This is a genomic window from Neobacillus drentensis, from assembly GCF_036965425.1.
Taxonomy (GTDB): Bacteria; Bacillota; Bacilli; order Bacillales; family Cytobacillaceae; genus Neobacillus; species Neobacillus drentensis_F.
In genome coordinates this window covers 1-19,334 of record NZ_JBALPP010000033.1, presented here as the reverse complement: position 1 = coordinate 19,334, position 19,334 = coordinate 1, and the positions used below count along the sequence as shown (strand labels likewise).

Genomic DNA, 19,334 nt, shown 5'->3' with positions numbered 1-19,334 from the left:
AACCTTTTTTTCAACATAAAGAAAAACTTCTCTGCTACAGAGAAGTTCGTGCTGCAGTTTATTCAATCTACAAGCCTTTAATTTGCTGTGAAAGAATCGGTGTATGATTCACAATCGCGTTTGCCAAAAATGAATTGTTTAGAGGATTTTGCAAAAGTTCCATTGGAATTAAGGCTGCAATATATAATACAATGAAAATAATTAAATAGATTTCTAAAAAGCCTAAAATTCCCCCTGCCCAAATATTTAACTGTCTTAAAATAGGAAGATGGGCAATAAAGTCGAGCATCGAACCAATGATTTGGAACAATATTTTTACGGCAAAAAAGATTATCACAAATGCGATGGTACGGTAAAAGGCAGTTTCCGCATTGCTGGAGTCGGTTAGAATTTTTAAAGTCGTCCCTTCACCAAAGTTCGGATACGGAACCCAAAGTGTTAGCTTTGGTGCTAGCTCACCATAGTATAAATAGGCGACGATGTATGCAATAATAAAGCCTGCAATATGAACAAACTGCATGATAAAGCCTCTTTTTAGGCCAACAAAAAATCCGATAATAAGAAATAATAAAATGGCTAAATCCAACATGATTCTTAGTCCTTTTCTTTTTGTAGTCCTGCTTGCAGCCGTTCCAGCTCGTCTTTGATTTTTAAATAATCATTCACTGCATTGACGGCAGTTAAAACGGCAAGCTTGCTTGCATCTAATAAAGGATTCTTGGAGCTGATTTCCCGCATTTTGTCATCTACCAATGATGCTACATATTTTACGTGGCCGGAGCTTTCCGTACCTACTATAACGTACCGTTGTCCGTAAATATCTACGGTTGTTCGATTTTTTTCTGTATTTGACAACGCAAATGCCTCCATTCAAAGAATCCTACACTATATCATAACACGAACAGATATAAGTGGAAAAGTTAAACCAATTGGCAAAAGCTATTTTCGCATAAATTGTTGTTTTTCGTAAAGGTTTATTAACCCGTATATCCAGAAGCGTCGTGGCATTTTTACGTACGGACCCTTGCGAAAATTGCCTAGAAACTTAGTAAATGAACCTTATTAAGTACCAAAAGCAGCAAAGTTTACGAAAAGAGCCTTGGCAAAAGATATATTTAATAGAAATGTGGTGCTTTTATTTGGGTAATGTAGTCATTAATGTTGGAATGAAAGAGATTTTGGAAATGAAAAGCTATTATAGCATGCATCTGGTTGATAAATTACCTCCTGGGAGTGTGTTTGCGGCGAAAACCCCTTCCTGCATGATCACCGCTTACAAATCTGGAAAGGTACTATTCCAAGGAAATGCTAGTGAAACAGAGGCTGGCAGATGGGGTGGAAATCCAGCTCCTGTTTCTTCTAAAGGAAAATCAGCTGCGAAAGGAGACCTTCCAGCAGGCATTGGGGAGATGTCTGTTATCGGCTCTGATGAAGTAGGTACTGGAGACTTTTTCGGCCCGATTACTGTTGTTGCCGCCTATGTAAAAAAAGAACATATTCCTTTATTAAAAGAATTGGGTGTCAGGGATTCCAAGGATTTAAACGATGAAAAAATCATAGAAATTGCTAAGGTTATCAAAGATGTTATCCCCTTCAGCTTGATGACGCTGAAAAATGAAAAATATAATCAGGTGCAGCAAAAGGGGATGTCGCAGGGGAAAATGAAGGCCATTCTACATAATCAGGCGATTTTAAATGTGTTGGGTAAGATTTCTCCGGAAAAACCAGAAGCGATTCTAATTGACCAATTTGTTCAGGCTGGCACCTATTTTCAGCATGTTAAAGGTCAAAAAGAGGTAGCGAAGGAAAACGTTTATTTTAGCACCAAGGCGGAAGGCATTCACTTGGCGGTTGCAGCGGCAAGCATTCTTGCCCGATATGCGTTTATTCAATATATTGATAAGCTGAGTGAGGCAGCCGGTTTTAAGATTCCGAAGGGTGCCGGGGCTCAGGTAGATGTAGCCGCCGCAAAGCTTATTTTGAGTAAAGGGCGTGAGGTGCTGCCATCGTATGTAAAGCTGCATTTTGCAAATACGGAAAAAGCTATGGCAATTGTTAATAAGAAGCGTTAACTTCTTCTTTGAAGAATAAAATATGAGGTAAAAATCAAATGGGGGGATTTAGGTGGTTAGGAGACTAGATGAAACTGAGATTAATGAATCTGTAGCCGGATTAACTGGCTGGAAATTAGAAGGAAAATTTATTGTCAAAAAGTATCGCTTTCAGGAATTTTTAAAAGGTGTGACGTTCGTGAATGAGATCGCTTCTCTCTCTGAAGAAAAGAATCATCACCCTTTTATCGCGATTGACTATAAATTAGTAACATTAAGGTTAACTTCCTGGAATGCCGGGGGATTGACAGACTTGGATGTGGCATTGGCTCGGAATTATGATGAAATTTATGGGAAAATTTAATTTTATGCGAGAATATGGGAGGCAGCCCCGAGATTTTGGTGATGGGGCTGCCTTTTTTGAGGTTTTTTTATAATTTTTCGCAATAAGATTCTTCTTAAATTGAGCTTTTGGTGTTAAAAAAGACAAAAATGGCTTAAAAAAACATATTAAAAAATCACTCTTTTATTTTATCGGCGAATTTTATGGATTTATCGGCGAATATTATCCTACCATCAAAAAGTCTTCCTTTGGAAAGTACACTCTACCCTTTTTTGTTCCTGAATAATTAAGATTTACAGAATGAAGTCCTTAAGGGCCTTTAAATGTGCATCCTTTGAAAAAGGGTCGCAAAATGGACAATACCATTTCTGTTTTTTTCGAATAAGAGGAGCATGTTGATTACAATTAGGGCCAAATACACCGGTTATAATATCTTCCTTTTTGATTTCATATTTGGTTAAAATATAGTTCGTCGGGATTGTATTGATTTTTACAAAAAGGCGGCCAAGTTTTCGGAGGTCTTTTGCAATGAGAAGGGGATTCGTATACATCTTTTCGAAAAACTGAATTTTGTTAGTAAAAGCATCTGCCTTACATACGCGCGGTTTGACTTTAAAAGCGGTTTTTCCTGTAATGTCATAAGAAGAATAGTTATTACTAATAACAACAAGGTAATCAATGGGAACCTGTGGAAACTTATGTTCAGCCATTAGTTTATGTATGTACTCTTTATGCCTTTCCACTTGAGCAATTGGATCTGGTAACCTTTTTCCTTGTCATTGTTAATTTGAGTGAATTGCTCGTTTTCGGTATCAAAAATTAACTTACCAGCCATATTTTTCACTTCAACAATTAGAGCGAATTCAGGTGTGAGGAGAAGGGTATCAATTTGGCAGTTGGAGTCACCATCGGGAAGATTTAAATCGTGGAGTATCATATACTTGTCAATCGGAAGGAGACGCCGGCATAATGCCTCTAAAATTAAAATTACTAATGGAATTGTCCTTTTTTTAATGATCAAACTTATCACTCCTTTCATGTTACGAATAAAATTCTTAAAATAGGCAGAAATACTTGCCGGATTTTGCCGAAATTTGTTAACAATTTTTGTCTAATTATTTTATCGGCTCTTTTATTAGTTTTATCGGCGAATTTTCAGGTTTTTTCGGCGAATTTTCAAGTTTATCGGCGAATCCGCAGGGTTTATCGGCGAATTTACCGTTTTATCGGCGAATTTAAAAATCTTGCAAAGCCTAAAAAAGCCAGCCCGAAATCTCGAGCTGGCCAACTTAAATTAACCTCGTAATACCGCGCCTGCCTTTTCTTCTAAAGCTCCAAGCACTTTTTCATGTACCTTTGTTACTTCTTCATCCGTCAGCGTACGCTCAGGGTCAACATATTTCAACGAGAATGCGATTGATTTCTTGCCTGCTTCCATCTTATCGCCTTCATATAGGTCAAACACCTGAACCTCTTTCAATAATGGTGCACCTGCGGTCAGAATGATTTCCTTTAAGGTGCCTGACACCGTTTCTCTGTTTACCACAAGGGCAATATCTCTTGTGATCGATGGGAAACGTGGGATAGCTTCATATTGTAATACTGGTGCTTCTGCTTCAAGAACGGCTTTTAATGAAAGTTCAAATACATAGGTATCTTTCAAATCAAGTTCTTTTTGCATGCTTGGGTGAACTTGGCCGATAAAGCCGATTTTCTCGCCATTCAATAAAATCACTGCTGTACGGCCTGGATGCATGCCCTCCACTTGAGCCTGAACGTACTCAACTTGTTCAGATAGACCAAGTTTTGCAAACATGCCTTCTAAAATTCCCTTAACAACGTAGAAGTCAACAGCCTTCTTCTCTCCCTGCCAGGAGTGCGAATGCCAAAGCCCTGTCATTGCTCCCGCTAAATGCTCCTTCTCAACAGGGAGTACGTCAGTACCATTCGATAAGAATACGGCGCCAGTTTCATATACTGCCAAGCTGTCGTTTTGACGGGCGCTATTGTATTTTACTACTTCCAATAATTGAGGCAAAATGCTTAAGCGAAGGATGCTGCGCTCTTCACTCATTGGCATTGCTAAGCGAATCGTGTCACGCTTTTCCATAGCAAATTGTGTTGCTTTTTCTTCGCTAGTTAAAGAATACGTAACCGCCTGGTATAAGCCTGCCCCCTCAAGATATTGGCGTACAACACGGCGCTTCTTCTGGTAAGCAGATAATCGGCCAGGAGTGGAAGAACCGATTGGCAACGTTTTAGGAATGTTGTCGTAACCATATAAACGTGCAACTTCTTCCACAAGGTCTTCCTCAATTTTAATATCACCGCGGCGTGTCGGTGCTGTAATGGTAATCGTATCTCCCTCAACGCTTACAGAGAATTGTAGACGTGCGAAGATTTCCGCTACATCCTTCATTACAAGCTCTGTTCCAAGAACGCGGTTGATTTTTTCAAGCGTGATTGAAACAACTGCAGGCTCGACAGTTAATGTGTCAACTTCTGCTGCACCGTCTATAACTTCTCCGCCAGCATACTTCGCCATTAAATAAGCGGCACATTCACCTGCAGGACGTACACGGTTTGGATCGACACCTTTTTCAAATCGAGCGCTCGCTTCACTTCTTAAACCATGGTCTTTTGAGGCTTTTCTTACAGCAGCCCCGTTAAAGTATGCTGCTTCTAAAAGGACCGTTGTTGTGTCTGAAGTTACCTCTGAATTAGCTCCACCCATGACACCAGCAAGAGCAACCGGCTCCACGCCATTTGTGATCACCAAATGGTCAGCTGTTAATGTACGCTCTACATCGTCAAGAGTAACAAACTTTTCGCCATCTGCTGCACGGCGGACGAGAATTTCTTTCGATCCTAAACGGTCGTAATCAAACGCATGCAACGGCTGACCGTATTCTAATAAAATATAATTTGTAATATCGACCACATTGTTGTGCGGACGGATTCCCGCTGACATTAAGCGAGTCTGCATCCACAGTGGTGATGGGCCGATTTTTACATTTTTAATCATTTTCGCTACATATAAAGGATTATCTTCTTTAGCGTCAACAACAACCTTGACATAATCTGTTGCTTTTTCAGTGGAAGCCTGAAGATCAGTTTCAGGAAGCTTTACAACTCTGCCTAAGATTGCTGCCACTTCATAAGCAACCCCAAGCATACTTAACGCATCCGCACGGTTTGGCGTCAAGCTTAGCTCAAGCACTTCATCGTCTCGGTTTAATAATGCAAGGGCATCTGTGCCAACCTCAGAATCTGCTGGAAAAACAAAGATTCCTTCCGAATATTCCTTAGGTACAACCTTTCCTTCCATGCCAAGCTCTGTAAGGGAGCAAATCATCCCATTTGATTCTTCGCCGCGAAGCTTCGCTTTTTTAATTTTAAAATTGCCTGGTAATACTGCCCCCACTTTTGCGACTGCAACCTTTTGACCTTGGGCAACATTCGGTGCTCCGCAAATAATTTGGACTGGTTCACCTTCACCAACATCCACCAGACATTTGCTTAATTTGTCGGCATTCGGATGCTGTTCACGCTCTAACACGTGACCAACAACAACACCTTTAATTCCTTCGTTCAGGATTTCTACGCCTTCAACTTCAATACCGCTTTTGGTAATCTTTTCAGCCAATTCAGCTGCTGTTACTCCAGTTAAATCTACATAATCCTGAAGCCATTTATATGAAACGAACATGTCGTCAACCTCCTATTCATGTTTTGAGAATTGTTTTAAGAATCGAACATCGTTTGTATAGAAGTGTCTGATATCATCAACACCATACTTCAGCATTGCAATCCGCTCTGGTCCCATTCCGAAAGCGAAGCCAGTATATTTTTTAGAATCGTAGCCAGCCATCTCAAGTACGTTTGGATGAACCATTCCGGCGCCGAGAATTTCAATCCAGCCTGTTTGCTTACATACGTTACAGCCGCTGCCGCCGCAAATTTTACATGAGATATCCATTTCAACAGATGGCTCTGTGAATGGGAAGAAGCTTGGACGTAAGCGAATTTCGCGGTCTTCACCGAACATTTTTTTCGCAAACACTTCTAGAGTTCCTTTCAAATCACTCATGCGAATGTTCTCGCCGACAACTAGACCTTCAATTTGCATGAATTGGTGTGAGTGTGTCGCATCATCATTATCGCGGCGGTACACTTTACCAGGGCAAATAATTTTGATAGGACCTTTTCCTTGATGTTTTTCCATCGTCCGTGCTTGAACCGGTGATGTATGGGTGCGAAGTAAAATTTCTTCTGTAATATAGAAGGAATCCTGCATGTCGCGGGCAGGGTGCCCTTTTGGTAAATTTAGAGCCTCGAAGTTATAATAATCCTGCTCCACCTCTGGACCTTCCGCTACCTGGTATCCCATGCCGATAAATAAATCTTCAATTTCTTCAATAATTCTTGTGAGCGGGTGGTGGTTCCCAACCTTTACAGGGCGTCCTGGAAGGGTAACATCGATGCTTTCAGATGCTAGTTTTTCTAAAACAGCCGCTTCTTCTAAGCCCTTTTGTTTTGCTTCGATTTTTACAGCGATCGCTTCACGAACTTCATTAGCTAATGCTCCCATAACCGGGCGCTCTTCTGCTGAAAGCTTGCCCATACCGCGCAATACTTCAGTAATTGGCCCTTTTTTCCCTAAATAAGCAACACGGATGTCATTCAATTCTTTTAAATTTGCAGACTGTTCAATCTTCTGAATAGCCTCTTCCTGCAATTCTTTTAAACGTTCTTGCATGTAGATTCCTCCTTAATTTCATAATGATATTGGGTCGAATGAGCTTTTTGAAAAATAAAAAAACCCCATCCCTGGAAAGGGACGAGGTTTTGAATTCGCGGTACCACCCTTGTAAACACCATATGTAAAACACACTAGTGTTCGCTTCATTCGGATAACGGCATATGCCGATGCATCTTTACATTTCGTTACTGAAATGGTCCCGATGCCGACTCTGGAGGTGAACTTCTCTAGCCCCGAACCATAAAAGTGCTTTCAGTCACGGCACTTTCTCCCTAAATGGAAAACAGGCAAGATACTTTTCTCCGTCATTGTCTTTAAAATTATCAACATTGTTAAATATTATATACTAAATTTACACTGTTTCAAACAAATTTTCGGTTATTTTTTTAAATAGTATAAAAGAATACCGGTTGCAACGGCCACGTTTAGTGATTCGCTTTTTCCGAAAATCGGAATATAAAGGTTCGCTGTGGTTTTTTCGAGCAGCTCCTTATTCACACCGCTGCCTTCATTCCCAACTATTAGCGCGAAGGATTCACCGGTTGAAATATCAGTATATGCAGAAGCACCTTCAAGTGCTGTTCCATAAACAGGAATATTTTTTTCTTTTAGCTTGTCGGTCCATTCATGCAGGTCACCTCTAATGATTGGGAGGTGAAAATGGCTGCCCTGTGCCGACCTTAAGACTTTTGAATTAAAAATATCGACACTGCCGCGGCCGACAATTACCGCATCAATTCCTGCCGCATCAGCAGTACGAATCATGGTGCCAAGATTGCCCGGATCTTGAACGGCATCAATGAATAGGTAAGTTTTTGCATCTAAAACTTCTTGATCAAGCTGGCGGCAGACTGCATAAATCCCCTGGGAAGCTTCTGTTTCCGATAGTGAATTTGAGATTTCATCAGTAACGAGGGTGACTGGTGTACTGCCGGTGTCCCAACGCGGCGGCAGGCCTATTTTATCAGAAATAATTATTTCCAAAACCTGTTCACCTTGTTTTAAAGCTTCCTCCACCAAATGAAAGCCTTCAACTAAAAATGTACCAGACTTATCCCGTTCTTTTTTTGTTAATAGCTTTTTCCATTGTTTGATCTTAGGATTATTGACAGATTCAATGTGTTTCAAAACTGTTTCTCCTTACATTGTTGATTTTCTCATTATAGCCTAATTAAGATACATAATAAAACCAAATTATAGGAATGATAATAAAGTAATTCAGGATTAAAAAGGAGTGTGCAGTTATGAACTTAAATTTACGAAATGCTATTATTCACAATGTTTCTGGTAATTCCCAAGCAGAGTTACAAGATACAATCGTAGATGCCATTCAAAACGGCGAAGAAAAAATGCTGCCAGGATTAGGAGTTTTGTTTGAAGTAATTTGGAAAAATTCATCTGAAGAAGAGAAAAAAGAGATGCTTGCTACCCTTGAAAGCGGGTTGAAGTGATAGTTTTTTGTTAGAGCTGTCGATCAAGTGCGGTCGGCGGCTTTTTTGTATTTTTTGAGCTACTTCCCTGTTTATTTGTGGAAAATCTAGTTTTATTTGCGAATCCTAGATTTTTTAATTGCGATTTCACAGGTTTTATTTGCGAATTCGATCCATTTTTTGTGAATCAAAAAAATCCCCGGCAAACGCAGCCGGGGACCAACACCATTTTTTACTCAAACGTAACTTTATCAACCGTTTCACGATCTAAACGCTTAATCACTTCAACAATCAACTTAACGGCGTTTTCGTAATCGTCGCGGTGAAGCATTGCAGCATGTGTATGAATATAACGAGTTGCAATCGTAATCGCAAGCGCTGGAACACCATTATGAGTAATATGAATCGGACCTGCATCGGTTCCTCCGCCTGGAATTGCATCAAATTGATACGGAATGTTCAATTCATCGGCAAGATCGGTGATAAAGTCGCGCAAGCCTTTATGAGAAACAAGGGTTGCATCATAAAGAATAATTTGCGGACCTTTACCCATTTTGCTCATCGCTTCTTTTTCGCTAATTCCCGGTGTATCGCCGGCGATACCGACATCCACTGCAAAACCGATATCCGGCTCGATTTGTGTTGCTGAAGTGCGGGCACCACGGGTACCCACTTCCTCTTGAATCGTCCCTACTCCATATACTTCGTTTGGATGGTCAACACCCTTAAGCTGTTTCAAGACATCAATTGCAATCGCACAGCCAATACGGTTATCCCAGGCTTTTGCCAAAAGCATCTTTTCATTGTTCATTACGGTGAACTCGAAGTATGGGACCACCATATCGCCTGGACGGATTCCCCACTCCATCGCTTCTTCACGGCTTGAAGCACCAATATCGATAAACATATCTTTAATTTCAACTGGTTTCTTGCGGGCTTCAGGCGATAGAATATGCGGCGGCTTTGAGCCGATAATACCTGTAACATCGCCTTTTCTTGTAACGATCGTCACGCGCTGTGCGAGCATAACCTGTCCCCACCAGCCGCCGACAGTTTGAAAACGAAGGAAGCCTTTATCATCGATTTGAGTAATCATGAAGCCAACTTCATCTAAATGTCCCGCCACCATGATCCGCGGTCCGCCTTCTTTTCCTACTTTTTTAGCAATCAAACTGCCAAGGCCATCTGTAGTGATTTCATCCGCAAAAGGCGCTATGTATTTTTTCATGACTTCGCGTACGGCACGCTCATTGCCAGGAATTCCGTTGGCATCGGTTAAATCCTTTAACATCGACAATGTTTCATCTAATTTTGCCATTCTTGTAGACCCCCTTTTTATGTATGTACAGCATTCATTATACCGAAACAAACAGTAAATTAACAAATTTTTCTGCTAATAGTTATTTTGCTGTCTTTGATAATTTACTTCGTTTTTATGAAAATATGCTTGTTCCATTTCTTCAGAGGTGATTCCTAGGAGAAATCCTAATTCTAAATATTCCTCAAATAATCTTACGTAATCATGGATGCTTTTACTGGTTTGAAACACACTTACTCCTGCATACACCTTCAGGAATTGATCTGTGACGGTCAACAACGAGGACTTCACGGACAGTTCAAATACTTGCTGGTCAAAGCCACACTCAATTCCCAGCGATAAAATAAAGTGAACACCGTCAACAAATTCTTCTAAAATAACATCTTTACCTGATGACGGCTTCACGCTCCAAAATTTAAAGCTGCGTGTTTCATTAGCCAATTCGCCTATTTCTACAAGCAAGGCGAGCGCCTTCCGGCTGAATAAATCCTCCTCTTGCAATTGATGTTTTTCTTCAATATGCAAATCTAAAGCTTTTTGCATTTGGAACAGTTTTTCAAGGTTCATCGTAAAATCACTCCTTATAATAATACTTTTAATAACAGAATTACTTCTATAATTGCAAGAATAGGAAATCCTATTTTAAAATTTAAATGCTTTGTTTTATGCCGGTAAAGCTGCATTCCCGCAGTTGTACCAACCGCTCCTCCAAACAAGGCCACCAGCCATAACGTTCTCTCTCGGATTCTGTACTCATGCCTTTTAGCCCGTCTCTTATCCTCCCACATAATCACAAGGCCTGCTATATTCATGATAAAATAGGCCGCAACCAATAGTGCCATCCAAACCTTTCCCCCTTATAGAAAAAGCCATCCTCATCAATGAGAATGGCATTTATTTAAAATTACTTGTTATTTTGTTGTTTTGCAACGTTTGCTAATTCAGCAAATGCGTTTGCATCGCTAACTGCTAATTCAGCAAGCATTTTGCGGTTTACTTCGATACCAGCAAGCTTTAAGCCATGCATTAAACGGCTGTAAGAAAGACCGTTCATACGAGCTGCTGCGTTGATACGAGTAATCCAAAGTTTACGGAAGTCGCGCTTCTTTTGACGACGATCGCGGAATGCATACATTAAAGATTTCATAACCTGTTGGTTAGCAACCTTATATAATGTATGTTTTGAACCGAAATAACCTTTAGCTAATTTAAGAACTCTTTTACGACGTTTGCGAGTAACAGTACCGCCTTTTACACGTGGCATGTAATTTCCCTCCTATAATAAATCAATCTGTCCGAGACTATTTTACGTAAGTTAATAATTGACGAATGCGCTTGAAATCGCCTTTAGAAACAAGAGTTCCTTTGCGAAGTTTACGCTTAGCTTTTGTTGATTTGTTAGCAAATAAGTGGCTTGTATAAGCGTGGTCACGCTTTAATTGACCAGAACCTGTTTTCTTGAAACGCTTTGCAGCGCCGCGGTGAGTTTTCATTTTTGGCATTGGGATATCCTCCTTATTACTTATCGTTTTTCGGTGCTAAAACCAGGAACATGCTCCGGCCATCCATTTTCGGATGAGATTCAATCGTTGCAACTTCCTTGCACGCTTCACTAAAACGGTCTAACACACGCTGACCGATTTCTTTATGGGTAATCGCCCGGCCCTTGAAACGGATTGAAGCTTTTACCTTGTCGCCTTTTTCCAAAAACTTAATTGCATTGCGAAGCTTTGTATTAAAGTCATGCTCATCAATCGTTGGGCTTAGACGAACTTCTTTTGTAGTGATGATTTTTTGATTCTTTCGAGCTTCTTTTTCTTTCTTTTGATTCTCGAATTTAAATTTGCCATAGTCCATAATCCGGGCTACCGGAGGCTTTGCATTTGGTGCAACAAGTACCAAATCAAGATTTACTCTTCCAGCAATTTCAAGCGCATCGTTTTTGGATTTAATTCCTAGCTGTTCACCATTTTGATCAATTAAGCGAACTTCTCGAGCGCGAATGCCCTCATTTAACAACATATCTTTGCTAATAATTAGCCACCTCCAAGGTTTAATCACGAATACTTTTATCGGGTTCAAGAAGATTTGAAAGGCTCACCGTTCGAACCTTGATTTGTGACACTAAGTTGAATCGACAGGATCAAGCAGAGCTTTTCATTAAGTACACAAATAAAAAAGTGCGGATGAATACACCCACACTTTACGAAACATAAGTAATAAACAAAAAAGTTCACGTAAAACCTGCCAACTGCTTAAACAGCGTCAAATCAGGTGAGAAGCGGGTGCTTCTTCTTTTCCCAAAAACTCGTATTCAATTTTTACCTTAGTAAATATAACATAATCAAAGATGTAATGTCAAATGAAGATTTCTTATGACAACGAAATTTATTTTAGCAAGAAATAAAAAATTATTCAATAGTTTTTTTCATAAAAAAAGGGAGGAAAAACCTCCCTTAAAGACTTTAACCTTTTTGCACTTCTGCTTTAATAGAAGCAAGGAAGTCTGCAAATGGCTTTGTTTCTGAGTTTTGTTCGCCATATTTACGGACGTTAACAGCACCGTTTTCAACTTCCTTATCGCCGACAACGAGCATATATGGGATTTTTTGCATTTGGGCTTCGCGGATTTTGTAGCCGATTTTTTCATCACGGCCATCTAATTCAACCCGGAATCCTTCATTTTGAAGCTGCTCTTGAACCTTGCGGGCATAGTCATAATGCGCGCCAGGCGAAACAGGAATTACCTGAACTTGAACAGGTGCGAGCCAAGTTGGGAAAGCTCCTTTGTATTCTTCAATTAAGAAGGCCACGAAACGTTCCATTGTGGACACGACACCACGGTGAATAACAACTGGACGGTGCTGTTTGCCGTCTTCACCTACATAGTTTAAATCAAAGCGTTCTGGCAGTAAGAAGTCTAATTGGACAGTTGAGAGTGTTTCGTCCTTACCTAATGCAGTTTTCACTTGAACATCAAGCTTAGGACCATAGAAAGCTGCTTCTCCCTCTGCCTCATAATAATCGAGTCCAAGGTCATCCATTGCATCCTTCAGCATACCCTGTGCCTTTTCCCACATGGCATCATCGTCAAAATACTTTTCAGTATCCTGCGGGTCACGGTAGGAAAGACGGAAGGAATAGTCATTCAGATTAAAGTCTTTATAAACATCCAAAATCAGGTTTACTACCCGTTTGAATTCATCTTTAATTTGATCAGGACGAACAAAGATATGAGCATCATTTAATGTCATTCCACGAACACGCTGCAATCCTGATAGAGCACCTGACATTTCGTAGCGGTGCATTGTACCAAGTTCAGCAACTCGGATCGGAAGCTCACGATAGCTGTGAATCGCATTTTTGTAAACCATCATATGATGCGGACAGTTCATTGGACGTAATACCAATTGCTCGTTATCCATGTCCATTACCGGGAACATGTCTTCCTGATAATGATCCCAGTGACCGGAAGTTTTATACAGATCAACACTACCCATAACAGGAGTATATACATGGTCATAGCCTAAACGTGTTTCCTTATCAACAATATAGCGCTCCACAATACGGCGGATTGTTGCTCCTTTAGGAAGCCAAATCGGTAAGCCCTGGCCAACCAATTGCGAATTAGTGAAAAGGCTCAATTCTTTACCAATTTTGCGGTGGTCACGCTCTTTTGCTTCTTCTAATAAGCGAAGGTGTTCCGCCAAATCTTCTTTCTTGAAAAAGGCAGTTCCATAAACACGCTGCAGCATTTTATTGTTGCTGTCGCCTCGCCAGTAAGCACCAGCAATGCTTAATAGCTTAAATTCTTTAATTTTCCCAGTCGATGGAACATGGACACCACGGCAAAGATCTAAAAATTCACCTTGCTGATATATAGTTACAGTTTCTTCATTTGGAATCGCTTCAATAAGCTCAAGCTTATATGGATCATCCATTTCTTTAAAAATCTGAACAGCTTCGGATCGGCTGACTTCCTTGCGGACGATTTCAATATTTTCATTGACGATTTTCGCCATTTCTTTTTCAATCTTTGGCAGGTCTTCTGGCGTAAGTGATGCTTCTAAATCCATATCATAATAAAATCCACCTTCAATTACAGGACCAACACCAAGATTAACGTTTGGGAAAAGCCTCTTTACAGCCTGAGCCATTAAGTGTGCTGTACTATGACGTAACACTTCTAAAGCATCTTTGGATTCTGGTGTAACAATTTCTATAGGACCATCCTCTAGGATTGGACGGCGAAGATCATACATTTCTCCGTTCCATTTACCCGCAATGGCCTTTTTCTTGAGGCCTGGGCTGATGGATGCGGCAATATCTTCCGTTGTTGTTCCTTTAGGGAACTCCTTTACTGCCCCATCAGGAAACGAAATTTTCACAACGTCTGACATAACAATTCCTCCATTCATTTTGAGCGCCATAATAGGTCGCTTTATAAAATTGGCTGCGTTAAACTTGGCTGTTGATTTGCGTTCCAGGCGCTTCGCTTTCCGCGGGGAGATCCTGGAGTCTCCTCGGCGCTTTGGCGCCTGTGGGGTCTCCAGTGACCTCTATATCCCGCAGGAGTCTCGCGCCCTCCACTCCAATCAACAGAGTTATAAAATCAATGTCCTTTAACACAGCCTTAAAAATAAAAAAACCCGTCCCTGGAAAAGGGACGAGTTTAATAAACACGTGGTTCCACCCAATTTTTCATGTTAAATCCTTCCTTAACATGACTTTAGGATTGGGTAACGGTTGAAGCCGTCGGCGATTACTGACCTCAAAAAATGAAGTGTTCACTGCCGAAGTTTAAAGGTGGTAAGTATTTTTTCCGTGTTGGGAGACTTTCAGCCGCTGGGCTCCCTCTCTAGAAACCGTAAAGAAATACTGTTATCCTCATCATTACATTTACTGTGGTATTTTGCTATGTAGGTTATTATAATGATTAATTTTTGAAAAATCAAGGTACATAAAACTAAATATTGACAAAATTTTATTTTCCTATGCATGATTTTCTGAAGAACTTGTATCTGACGCCCATTTTTTTGTTCCCCTGAGAGCATCATACGAATGAATCGACACTCTTTCTTCAAAAATGTTTTTAATGGTTCTAACCAATGGCTCATCTGCGTTTTTTGTATAAATAAAAATAGAGTTCGGTGCAATAGATAAAAGAGGTGCGATCGAAGCAGAATCCACATAAACTGGGTGATTAAAAAGTAATTTCCGATCAATTAATTTTGTTAATTCTCCCCTTTTCATTTCAACCAATTGTTCATTGTAAAAAGTGATTTCCTCATCAAACAAAATGTGTAGTACATCCATTTTCGGTTCCCGGTTCGCTAAAAAATCCCTGAGCATCTGGACAAACATTTGATACTCCTGCTCCATTTTGTATTCGTCAATTGAAATCTCGACATAGCTTTCGAGCAGCTGGAGATAGGGGCGCAAGCGAAATTTCAACAATGAATCAAATGAAAACGAGACATTGTCCTGAAAAATTTGCTCAATCGTTTCTTTAATTTTTGGTTCCTCACTCGCTTCCTTCAATAAGCCTTTAAAGTCTTCTCTTTGATCTTCAAGTATGGAATATATAATCTCTAATATTTGCTGCTGTTCTTCTTGATCCTCGTAATAATATTGATTCTTTAATATATCACAAAACCAATCATCCCGTTTAATGACGGTAATAAACTCATAAAATGCATTTTTGATTGTTTCAAAAACGGTATCGATAAAAGAGCCATTTAAAATTTTCACTATATGTCGATCTTCAAAAAGAAGAATATTCTCACATTCCAATTTATTTAAACACTTTAGTAAGTGGTTATAAAACCTCATTGAATCCATCTTACTTTGGAAAATGATTTCAACCAACCAAATCCCCCCTTTAACCAAATCTTTGTTTTAAATATATATGGGGGACTTGGCCAAAATAGAAGTTAGCGAATGGATGCATTTGTATTTTAGATAAAAAAAAGGACTGCCCTTTTCTTAGGCAATCCCAAATAAAGTGATTAACGACGGTTCGGACCGTCCACAAGAACAGGTTCACTTAAGGAACGTATTCGCTCCATGATCCGGCGCGCCTTCATTTTCTCCTCTTCGCCGCGCTGACTATAGGTCAAATGGTGCTCGAGCCCGGCAAAATCAAAGTTCGAAGTAAAAAAGGTCGGCAGGCTTTCCAGCATCCGGAACTGTAATATCGGCCCCAATACTTCATCCCTCGTCCAACTGGATACCGCTTCTGCACCAATATCATCCATCATGAGGATAGGTTCCTTTTTTAGCGCTTCAATTTTTTCATTTAAGGTGGAATCGGCAATGGAACTTTTCATTTCCCTTAGCAATTCCGGCACATAAACAATCATCGAGGAAATCTGTTTCTTTGCAAGTTCATTGGCAATGGCTCCTAACAAATAGGATTTTCCTACGCCAAATTTGCCGTAAAAATATAATCCCTTTTGTTTCTTGCCCTTTTCATAGTTCATTAAAAAAGTGGCTGCTTTATCAACGGCATCCAGCCTGCCCGAATCTCCTTCAAAATCCTCGAAGGATGCTTCCAATATATCTCGTGGGACATACAAGCTTTTAATGAGCTGTTCGTTTTTCCGTTTTTCATCTGCGATTACTTTTCTCTGGCATCGTTTATAAACAACATCAATGGAGCCCCGATTGATCACTAGTTCAGGGTGATACCCCTGCATCATATTGACACATCCATCAAGACTTGGACATTTATTACATCCAATGCTTTGTTTCGTGAATTCAAATAATTTTATCAGGCCCTTATTAATCATGTCATGCGTCACTTCATCCTGATGCTCCATTAAAAAGGCTCTAACACCAGGATTTTGGAGCACCTCCTGACGCTGCTCTTCAAACCGTTTTTGAAAGTTTTCATTTCCCGAGAGCCGCTGCAATGTTTTATTAATTCTCTCCATCCTTCGTCACCCCCTATTTTCGAAAAGCCTTTAATTTCTCTTCGATGGCTCGTTTTTTGGCCTCATCTTCAGAAATGTTAGCTTGTGAATGGTCTTTAGCAGTATGATTAGAACTTTCATCAAACCAATCTGGAATAAGTTCTGTCCGGATTGGCTTTTTGTTTGTTGTCCCTTTTCCACCGGATTTTTTATTTTCCGTCCAGCCAAGATAGGTTCGATGTTCCTTCTTCGCCAAGTCCATTGCCTCTTTTACGGTCTTCATTTGCAATCTTGCCCAGTGACTGGCAAGTTTTTCTACATAGCCTTTTGTCAGCTTCATATCGGTTTTAAGCATGACAAAATGAATGAGGACATTAATCACGCCAGGTAGAAGCTTTTGTTTAAACATAACCTCTTCAATAATTTGGATATCCGACTTTGAAGGCTCTGCTCCCCCTGAAAGGTCTATTAAAAATTGCAAAGGAGAGGTCGTTTCCAAATAGCGAATCAGTTGTTCTTCCTGTGTTTTTGGCTCGGTTATTTGAACCTGATGAATAGCCGGCTGAACCCGTTCAACCAGGTTAGGCAGTTGATCATGATTGACATATTGATACCAATCGCGGGCTCCTTTTCTTAATTCTTCAATATCAATTTCATTGGATTCATTTAAGGCACTGAAAATAATATTTTTCATTTGCAGCGGGTCAATTGTGTAAAGGAAAGCCAAATTGCTAATAACCTCTTTTACTTTAGGGGTTAAAGCCTTCTTGGGTACTAACGATTCATTTAAACCAGCCATCAGCAAATCAAAATCGAAGGTACCAACTTCAATTTGAATTCCTCTTTGCTCATTACGGCCAATAAATTGTTGATTTTCTTCCGCATCCAAATCTTTTGAAGTATCCTGTAAATACTGCATACTTCCTGGTGTGGCTGAAGCAAACACATCCTGAAAAGCTTTCGTTACATCCTGGAATTCTTTTCCGTTTGGTTTTTTCTGATCCGAAAAAAAGCGTTTAAGCCGGTTAAAATGTTTTTTTCCTATTTTTCGATAAAGATAAATATTTAACATTCCATCTAAAAAGAATTGTTCAGGATTTAAGGGAGGGTGAAGTTCATAAATGAAGGATCTCTCACCTTCATCATTCTTCACATATGTCTTTAATAAACCAATACCCTCAAGCTTTAAGCGCGCTTCATAGATATCCTTTAAATTCATCCCTAGCAGGTTCATTAAGAGATGGTGTGTAGAGTGTTCCGACCACAGTCTATTTTCTTCAAGCTCCGACCAAAGTGTCATATAGAGGCTAAAACAGACTGATCCAATTAAGGGCTGATATAAAAACGTCAGCACTTTTCGGTCATACTCATGTAAGATCCCACTTGCCGCTACCCGGTAACGGTCGATTGGAAGAATTTCCTGCCAATGCTGCGCCATACCCATTTAACACTCCCTTCAATTAAAAAGAGAGCGATAGCTCCCTTAAGATTTTTCTTTATTGATTAGTTCCTTCAATTCTTCAATAAAAACATTTATATCCTTAAATTGCCGGTAAACCGAAGCAAAGCGGACATAGGCCACTTCGTCAACATGCGCCAATCTGTCCATGACCATTTCGCCGATTGCTTCACTTTTGATTTCTGAAACACCCTGGCTGCGAAGTGCCTTTTCCACTCCATGTGTAATATCCTCTAATTCCTTTAGGGCAACAGGACGTTTTTCACATGCTTTTATCAATCCGCGAAGTATTTTATCACGGCTAAATTCTTCCCTTGTGCCTTCCTTCTTCACGACAATTAAAGGAATTTCTTCGATTTTCTCAAAAGTGGTAAAGCGATAGCCGCATTCTTCGCATTCTCTTCGACGTCTTGTCGCACGTCCCTCATCAACAGGCCGAGAATCAAGTACACGAGTTCCATAATTTTGACATGATGGGCATTTCATTTGCTAATCAACTCCAACTCTACACAATAAATCCGTTCAACAACCTTACTATTATCTTATTAAAAAGAATACCTTTTCACAAGTAGAAGTATTATGAGTTTTTTATAGTCGTATGTAATTGATTCAATCGCTGGTAATAAGAGTCGACCCGCTTTTTCAAGTCCGGATAAATTCCCAGCAGGGAGAATTTCTCAGATGAAATATTAAAATCAACAGCTGTGTGCATTGGTTTTACCGAAACGATTGTCGCAATAAGGAAGCAGGAGAATGGTTTATTGATTTCAACGGCAATTTCTCCATGTTCTTTTGAAACGGTCGTTATCCGGCAATCAGCGTCTTCTCGAAACATTTTTTCTGCTGATTCAAATAATTGATTAAAAGTTGCTTTATAATAATGAGTTTTCAATGAAGCATCAGAGTTCCCGTCTGATGTTTCAATTTCTTTTTTAAATCGAGTAAATAAATTAGCCATAAAAACCCCCTGCAAATTGCACTTTTATTATAGTGTACAACATTAAAGCAAAAATATAAAAAGAGGTGTACTGAGTACACCTCTCAGACTGTCGACAAA

The 19,334-nt window shown here is 39.9% G+C and carries 22 protein-coding genes and 3 other annotated features; of the genes, 3 read left to right on the top strand and 19 right to left on the bottom strand.

From position 1 onward, the window contains the following. Positions 1 to 67: 67 nt before the first annotated feature. Both V7161_RS08420 and zapA read right to left on the bottom strand, forming a co-directional pair. Entirely contained in the window at positions 68 to 589 is a 522-nt protein-coding gene (locus tag V7161_RS08420) for a CvpA family protein (RefSeq protein ID WP_223591062.1), read from the bottom strand. A gap of 5 nt (positions 590 to 594) precedes the next feature. Next, entirely contained in the window at positions 595 to 855 is a 261-nt protein-coding gene (gene zapA / locus V7161_RS08415; protein ID WP_335444014.1) for a cell division protein ZapA, read from the bottom strand. A 284-nt stretch (positions 856 to 1,139) separates the two neighbouring features. On the opposite strand from zapA, the gene rnhC reads away from it, so the two are divergent. Together rnhC and V7161_RS08405 are read left to right on the top strand one after the other, a co-directional pair. Next, a complete protein-coding gene (gene rnhC, locus V7161_RS08410) occupies positions 1,140 to 2,072 on the top strand; it encodes a ribonuclease HIII (protein ID WP_420491596.1) in 933 nt (310 codons plus the stop codon). Positions 2,073 to 2,124: 52 nt separating this feature from the next. After that, positions 2,125 to 2,415, top strand: a complete 291-nt coding sequence (locus V7161_RS08405; RefSeq protein WP_335444013.1) for a 4a-hydroxytetrahydrobiopterin dehydratase — start codon at positions 2,125 to 2,127, stop codon at positions 2,413 to 2,415. A gap of 272 nt (positions 2,416 to 2,687) precedes the next feature. On the opposite strand, the gene V7161_RS08400 is transcribed toward V7161_RS08405, so the two are convergent. The 5 genes from V7161_RS08400 to V7161_RS08380 all read right to left on the bottom strand — a co-directional run bounded on the left by V7161_RS08400 (position 2,688) and on the right by V7161_RS08380 (position 8,284). Further along, positions 2,688 to 3,104, bottom strand: a complete 417-nt coding sequence (locus tag V7161_RS08400; RefSeq protein WP_335444010.1) for a hypothetical protein — start codon at positions 3,102 to 3,104, stop codon at positions 2,688 to 2,690. Next, positions 3,104 to 3,415 (bottom strand): nuclease-related domain-containing protein, encoded by a 312-nt coding sequence (locus tag V7161_RS08395; RefSeq protein WP_335444008.1) that lies wholly within the window; start codon positions 3,413 to 3,415, stop codon positions 3,104 to 3,106. Before V7161_RS08395 ends, V7161_RS08400 begins: the two co-directional genes overlap by 1 nt. 273 nt (positions 3,416 to 3,688) lie before the next feature. Next, the gene (gene pheT, locus V7161_RS08390; protein ID WP_335444006.1) at positions 3,689 to 6,103 is read right to left on the bottom strand and encodes a phenylalanine--tRNA ligase subunit beta; all 2,415 of its coding nucleotides are present in this window, start codon (positions 6,101 to 6,103) and stop codon (positions 3,689 to 3,691) included. A gap of 12 nt (positions 6,104 to 6,115) precedes the next feature. Further along, positions 6,116 to 7,153, bottom strand: coding sequence for a phenylalanine--tRNA ligase subunit alpha (gene pheS / locus V7161_RS08385; protein ID WP_223591055.1), 1,038 nt, complete (start codon positions 7,151 to 7,153; stop codon positions 6,116 to 6,118). Between the two features lie 74 nt (positions 7,154 to 7,227). Further along, positions 7,228 to 7,474 (bottom strand) — a binding site (T-box leader). A 60-nt stretch (positions 7,475 to 7,534) separates the two neighbouring features. Beyond that, positions 7,535 to 8,284 (bottom strand): TrmH family RNA methyltransferase, encoded by a 750-nt coding sequence (locus V7161_RS08380; RefSeq protein ID WP_335444004.1) that lies wholly within the window; start codon positions 8,282 to 8,284, stop codon positions 7,535 to 7,537. A 116-nt stretch (positions 8,285 to 8,400) separates the two neighbouring features. Here V7161_RS08380 and sspI point away from each other — a divergent pair, with 116 nt between their 5' ends. After that, positions 8,401 to 8,607 carry a small acid-soluble spore protein SspI gene (gene sspI, locus V7161_RS08375; RefSeq protein WP_335444002.1) on the top strand — a complete coding sequence of 69 codons (207 nt, stop codon included), beginning with the start codon at positions 8,401 to 8,403 and terminating at the stop codon, positions 8,605 to 8,607. A 211-nt stretch (positions 8,608 to 8,818) separates the two neighbouring features. Here the strand turns inward: sspI and V7161_RS08370 are convergent, their stop codons facing one another. The 12 genes from V7161_RS08370 to V7161_RS08315 all read right to left on the bottom strand — a co-directional run bounded on the left by V7161_RS08370 (position 8,819) and on the right by V7161_RS08315 (position 19,235). Then, complete coding sequence (locus V7161_RS08370) at positions 8,819 to 9,904, bottom strand: M42 family metallopeptidase (protein WP_335443999.1); 1,086 nt, start codon at positions 9,902 to 9,904, stop codon at positions 8,819 to 8,821. Between the two features lie 75 nt (positions 9,905 to 9,979). After that, complete coding sequence (locus tag V7161_RS08365; RefSeq protein ID WP_335443997.1) at positions 9,980 to 10,471, bottom strand: dUTP diphosphatase; 492 nt, start codon at positions 10,469 to 10,471, stop codon at positions 9,980 to 9,982. A gap of 14 nt (positions 10,472 to 10,485) precedes the next feature. Next, the gene (locus V7161_RS08360) at positions 10,486 to 10,746 is read right to left on the bottom strand and encodes a DUF1294 domain-containing protein (RefSeq protein WP_335443996.1); all 261 of its coding nucleotides are present in this window, start codon (positions 10,744 to 10,746) and stop codon (positions 10,486 to 10,488) included. A 62-nt stretch (positions 10,747 to 10,808) separates the two neighbouring features. Next, on the bottom strand, positions 10,809 to 11,168 hold the full coding sequence (gene rplT / locus V7161_RS08355; protein ID WP_289987911.1) for a 50S ribosomal protein L20: 360 nt from the start codon (positions 11,166 to 11,168) through the stop codon (positions 10,809 to 10,811). Between the two features lie 37 nt (positions 11,169 to 11,205). Continuing rightward, positions 11,206 to 11,406 carry a 50S ribosomal protein L35 gene (rpmI, locus tag V7161_RS08350; protein WP_101649425.1) on the bottom strand — a complete coding sequence of 67 codons (201 nt, stop codon included), beginning with the start codon at positions 11,404 to 11,406 and terminating at the stop codon, positions 11,206 to 11,208. Between the two features lie 16 nt (positions 11,407 to 11,422). Then, positions 11,423 to 11,926, bottom strand: a complete 504-nt coding sequence (gene infC / locus V7161_RS08345) for a translation initiation factor IF-3 (protein ID WP_289987998.1) — start codon at positions 11,924 to 11,926, stop codon at positions 11,423 to 11,425. Positions 11,927 to 12,072: 146 nt separating this feature from the next. Further along, positions 12,073 to 12,207 (bottom strand) — a sequence feature (ribosomal protein L20 leader region). Between the two features lie 162 nt (positions 12,208 to 12,369). Next, entirely contained in the window at positions 12,370 to 14,304 is a 1,935-nt protein-coding gene (gene thrS / locus V7161_RS08340) for a threonine--tRNA ligase (protein ID WP_335443992.1), read from the bottom strand. A gap of 259 nt (positions 14,305 to 14,563) precedes the next feature. Further along, positions 14,564 to 14,807 (bottom strand) — a binding site (T-box leader). 89 nt (positions 14,808 to 14,896) lie between these two features. Further along, a complete protein-coding gene (ytxC, locus tag V7161_RS08335) occupies positions 14,897 to 15,772 on the bottom strand; it encodes a putative sporulation protein YtxC (protein WP_335443990.1) in 876 nt (291 codons plus the stop codon). A 140-nt stretch (positions 15,773 to 15,912) separates the two neighbouring features. Further along, positions 15,913 to 16,839 carry a primosomal protein DnaI gene (dnaI, locus tag V7161_RS08330; protein ID WP_335443988.1) on the bottom strand — a complete coding sequence of 309 codons (927 nt, stop codon included), beginning with the start codon at positions 16,837 to 16,839 and terminating at the stop codon, positions 15,913 to 15,915. Positions 16,840 to 16,852: 13 nt separating this feature from the next. Further along, positions 16,853 to 18,256: a replication initiation and membrane attachment family protein gene (locus V7161_RS08325; protein ID WP_335444264.1), complete on the bottom strand. Its 1,404-nt coding sequence runs from the start codon at positions 18,254 to 18,256 to the stop codon at positions 16,853 to 16,855. Between the two features lie 45 nt (positions 18,257 to 18,301). Then, positions 18,302 to 18,763, bottom strand: a complete 462-nt coding sequence (nrdR, locus tag V7161_RS08320; protein WP_223591044.1) for a transcriptional regulator NrdR — start codon at positions 18,761 to 18,763, stop codon at positions 18,302 to 18,304. A 91-nt stretch (positions 18,764 to 18,854) separates the two neighbouring features. Further along, complete coding sequence (locus V7161_RS08315) at positions 18,855 to 19,235, bottom strand: hypothetical protein (protein WP_335443986.1); 381 nt, start codon at positions 19,233 to 19,235, stop codon at positions 18,855 to 18,857. Positions 19,236 to 19,334 lie beyond the last annotated feature (99 nt).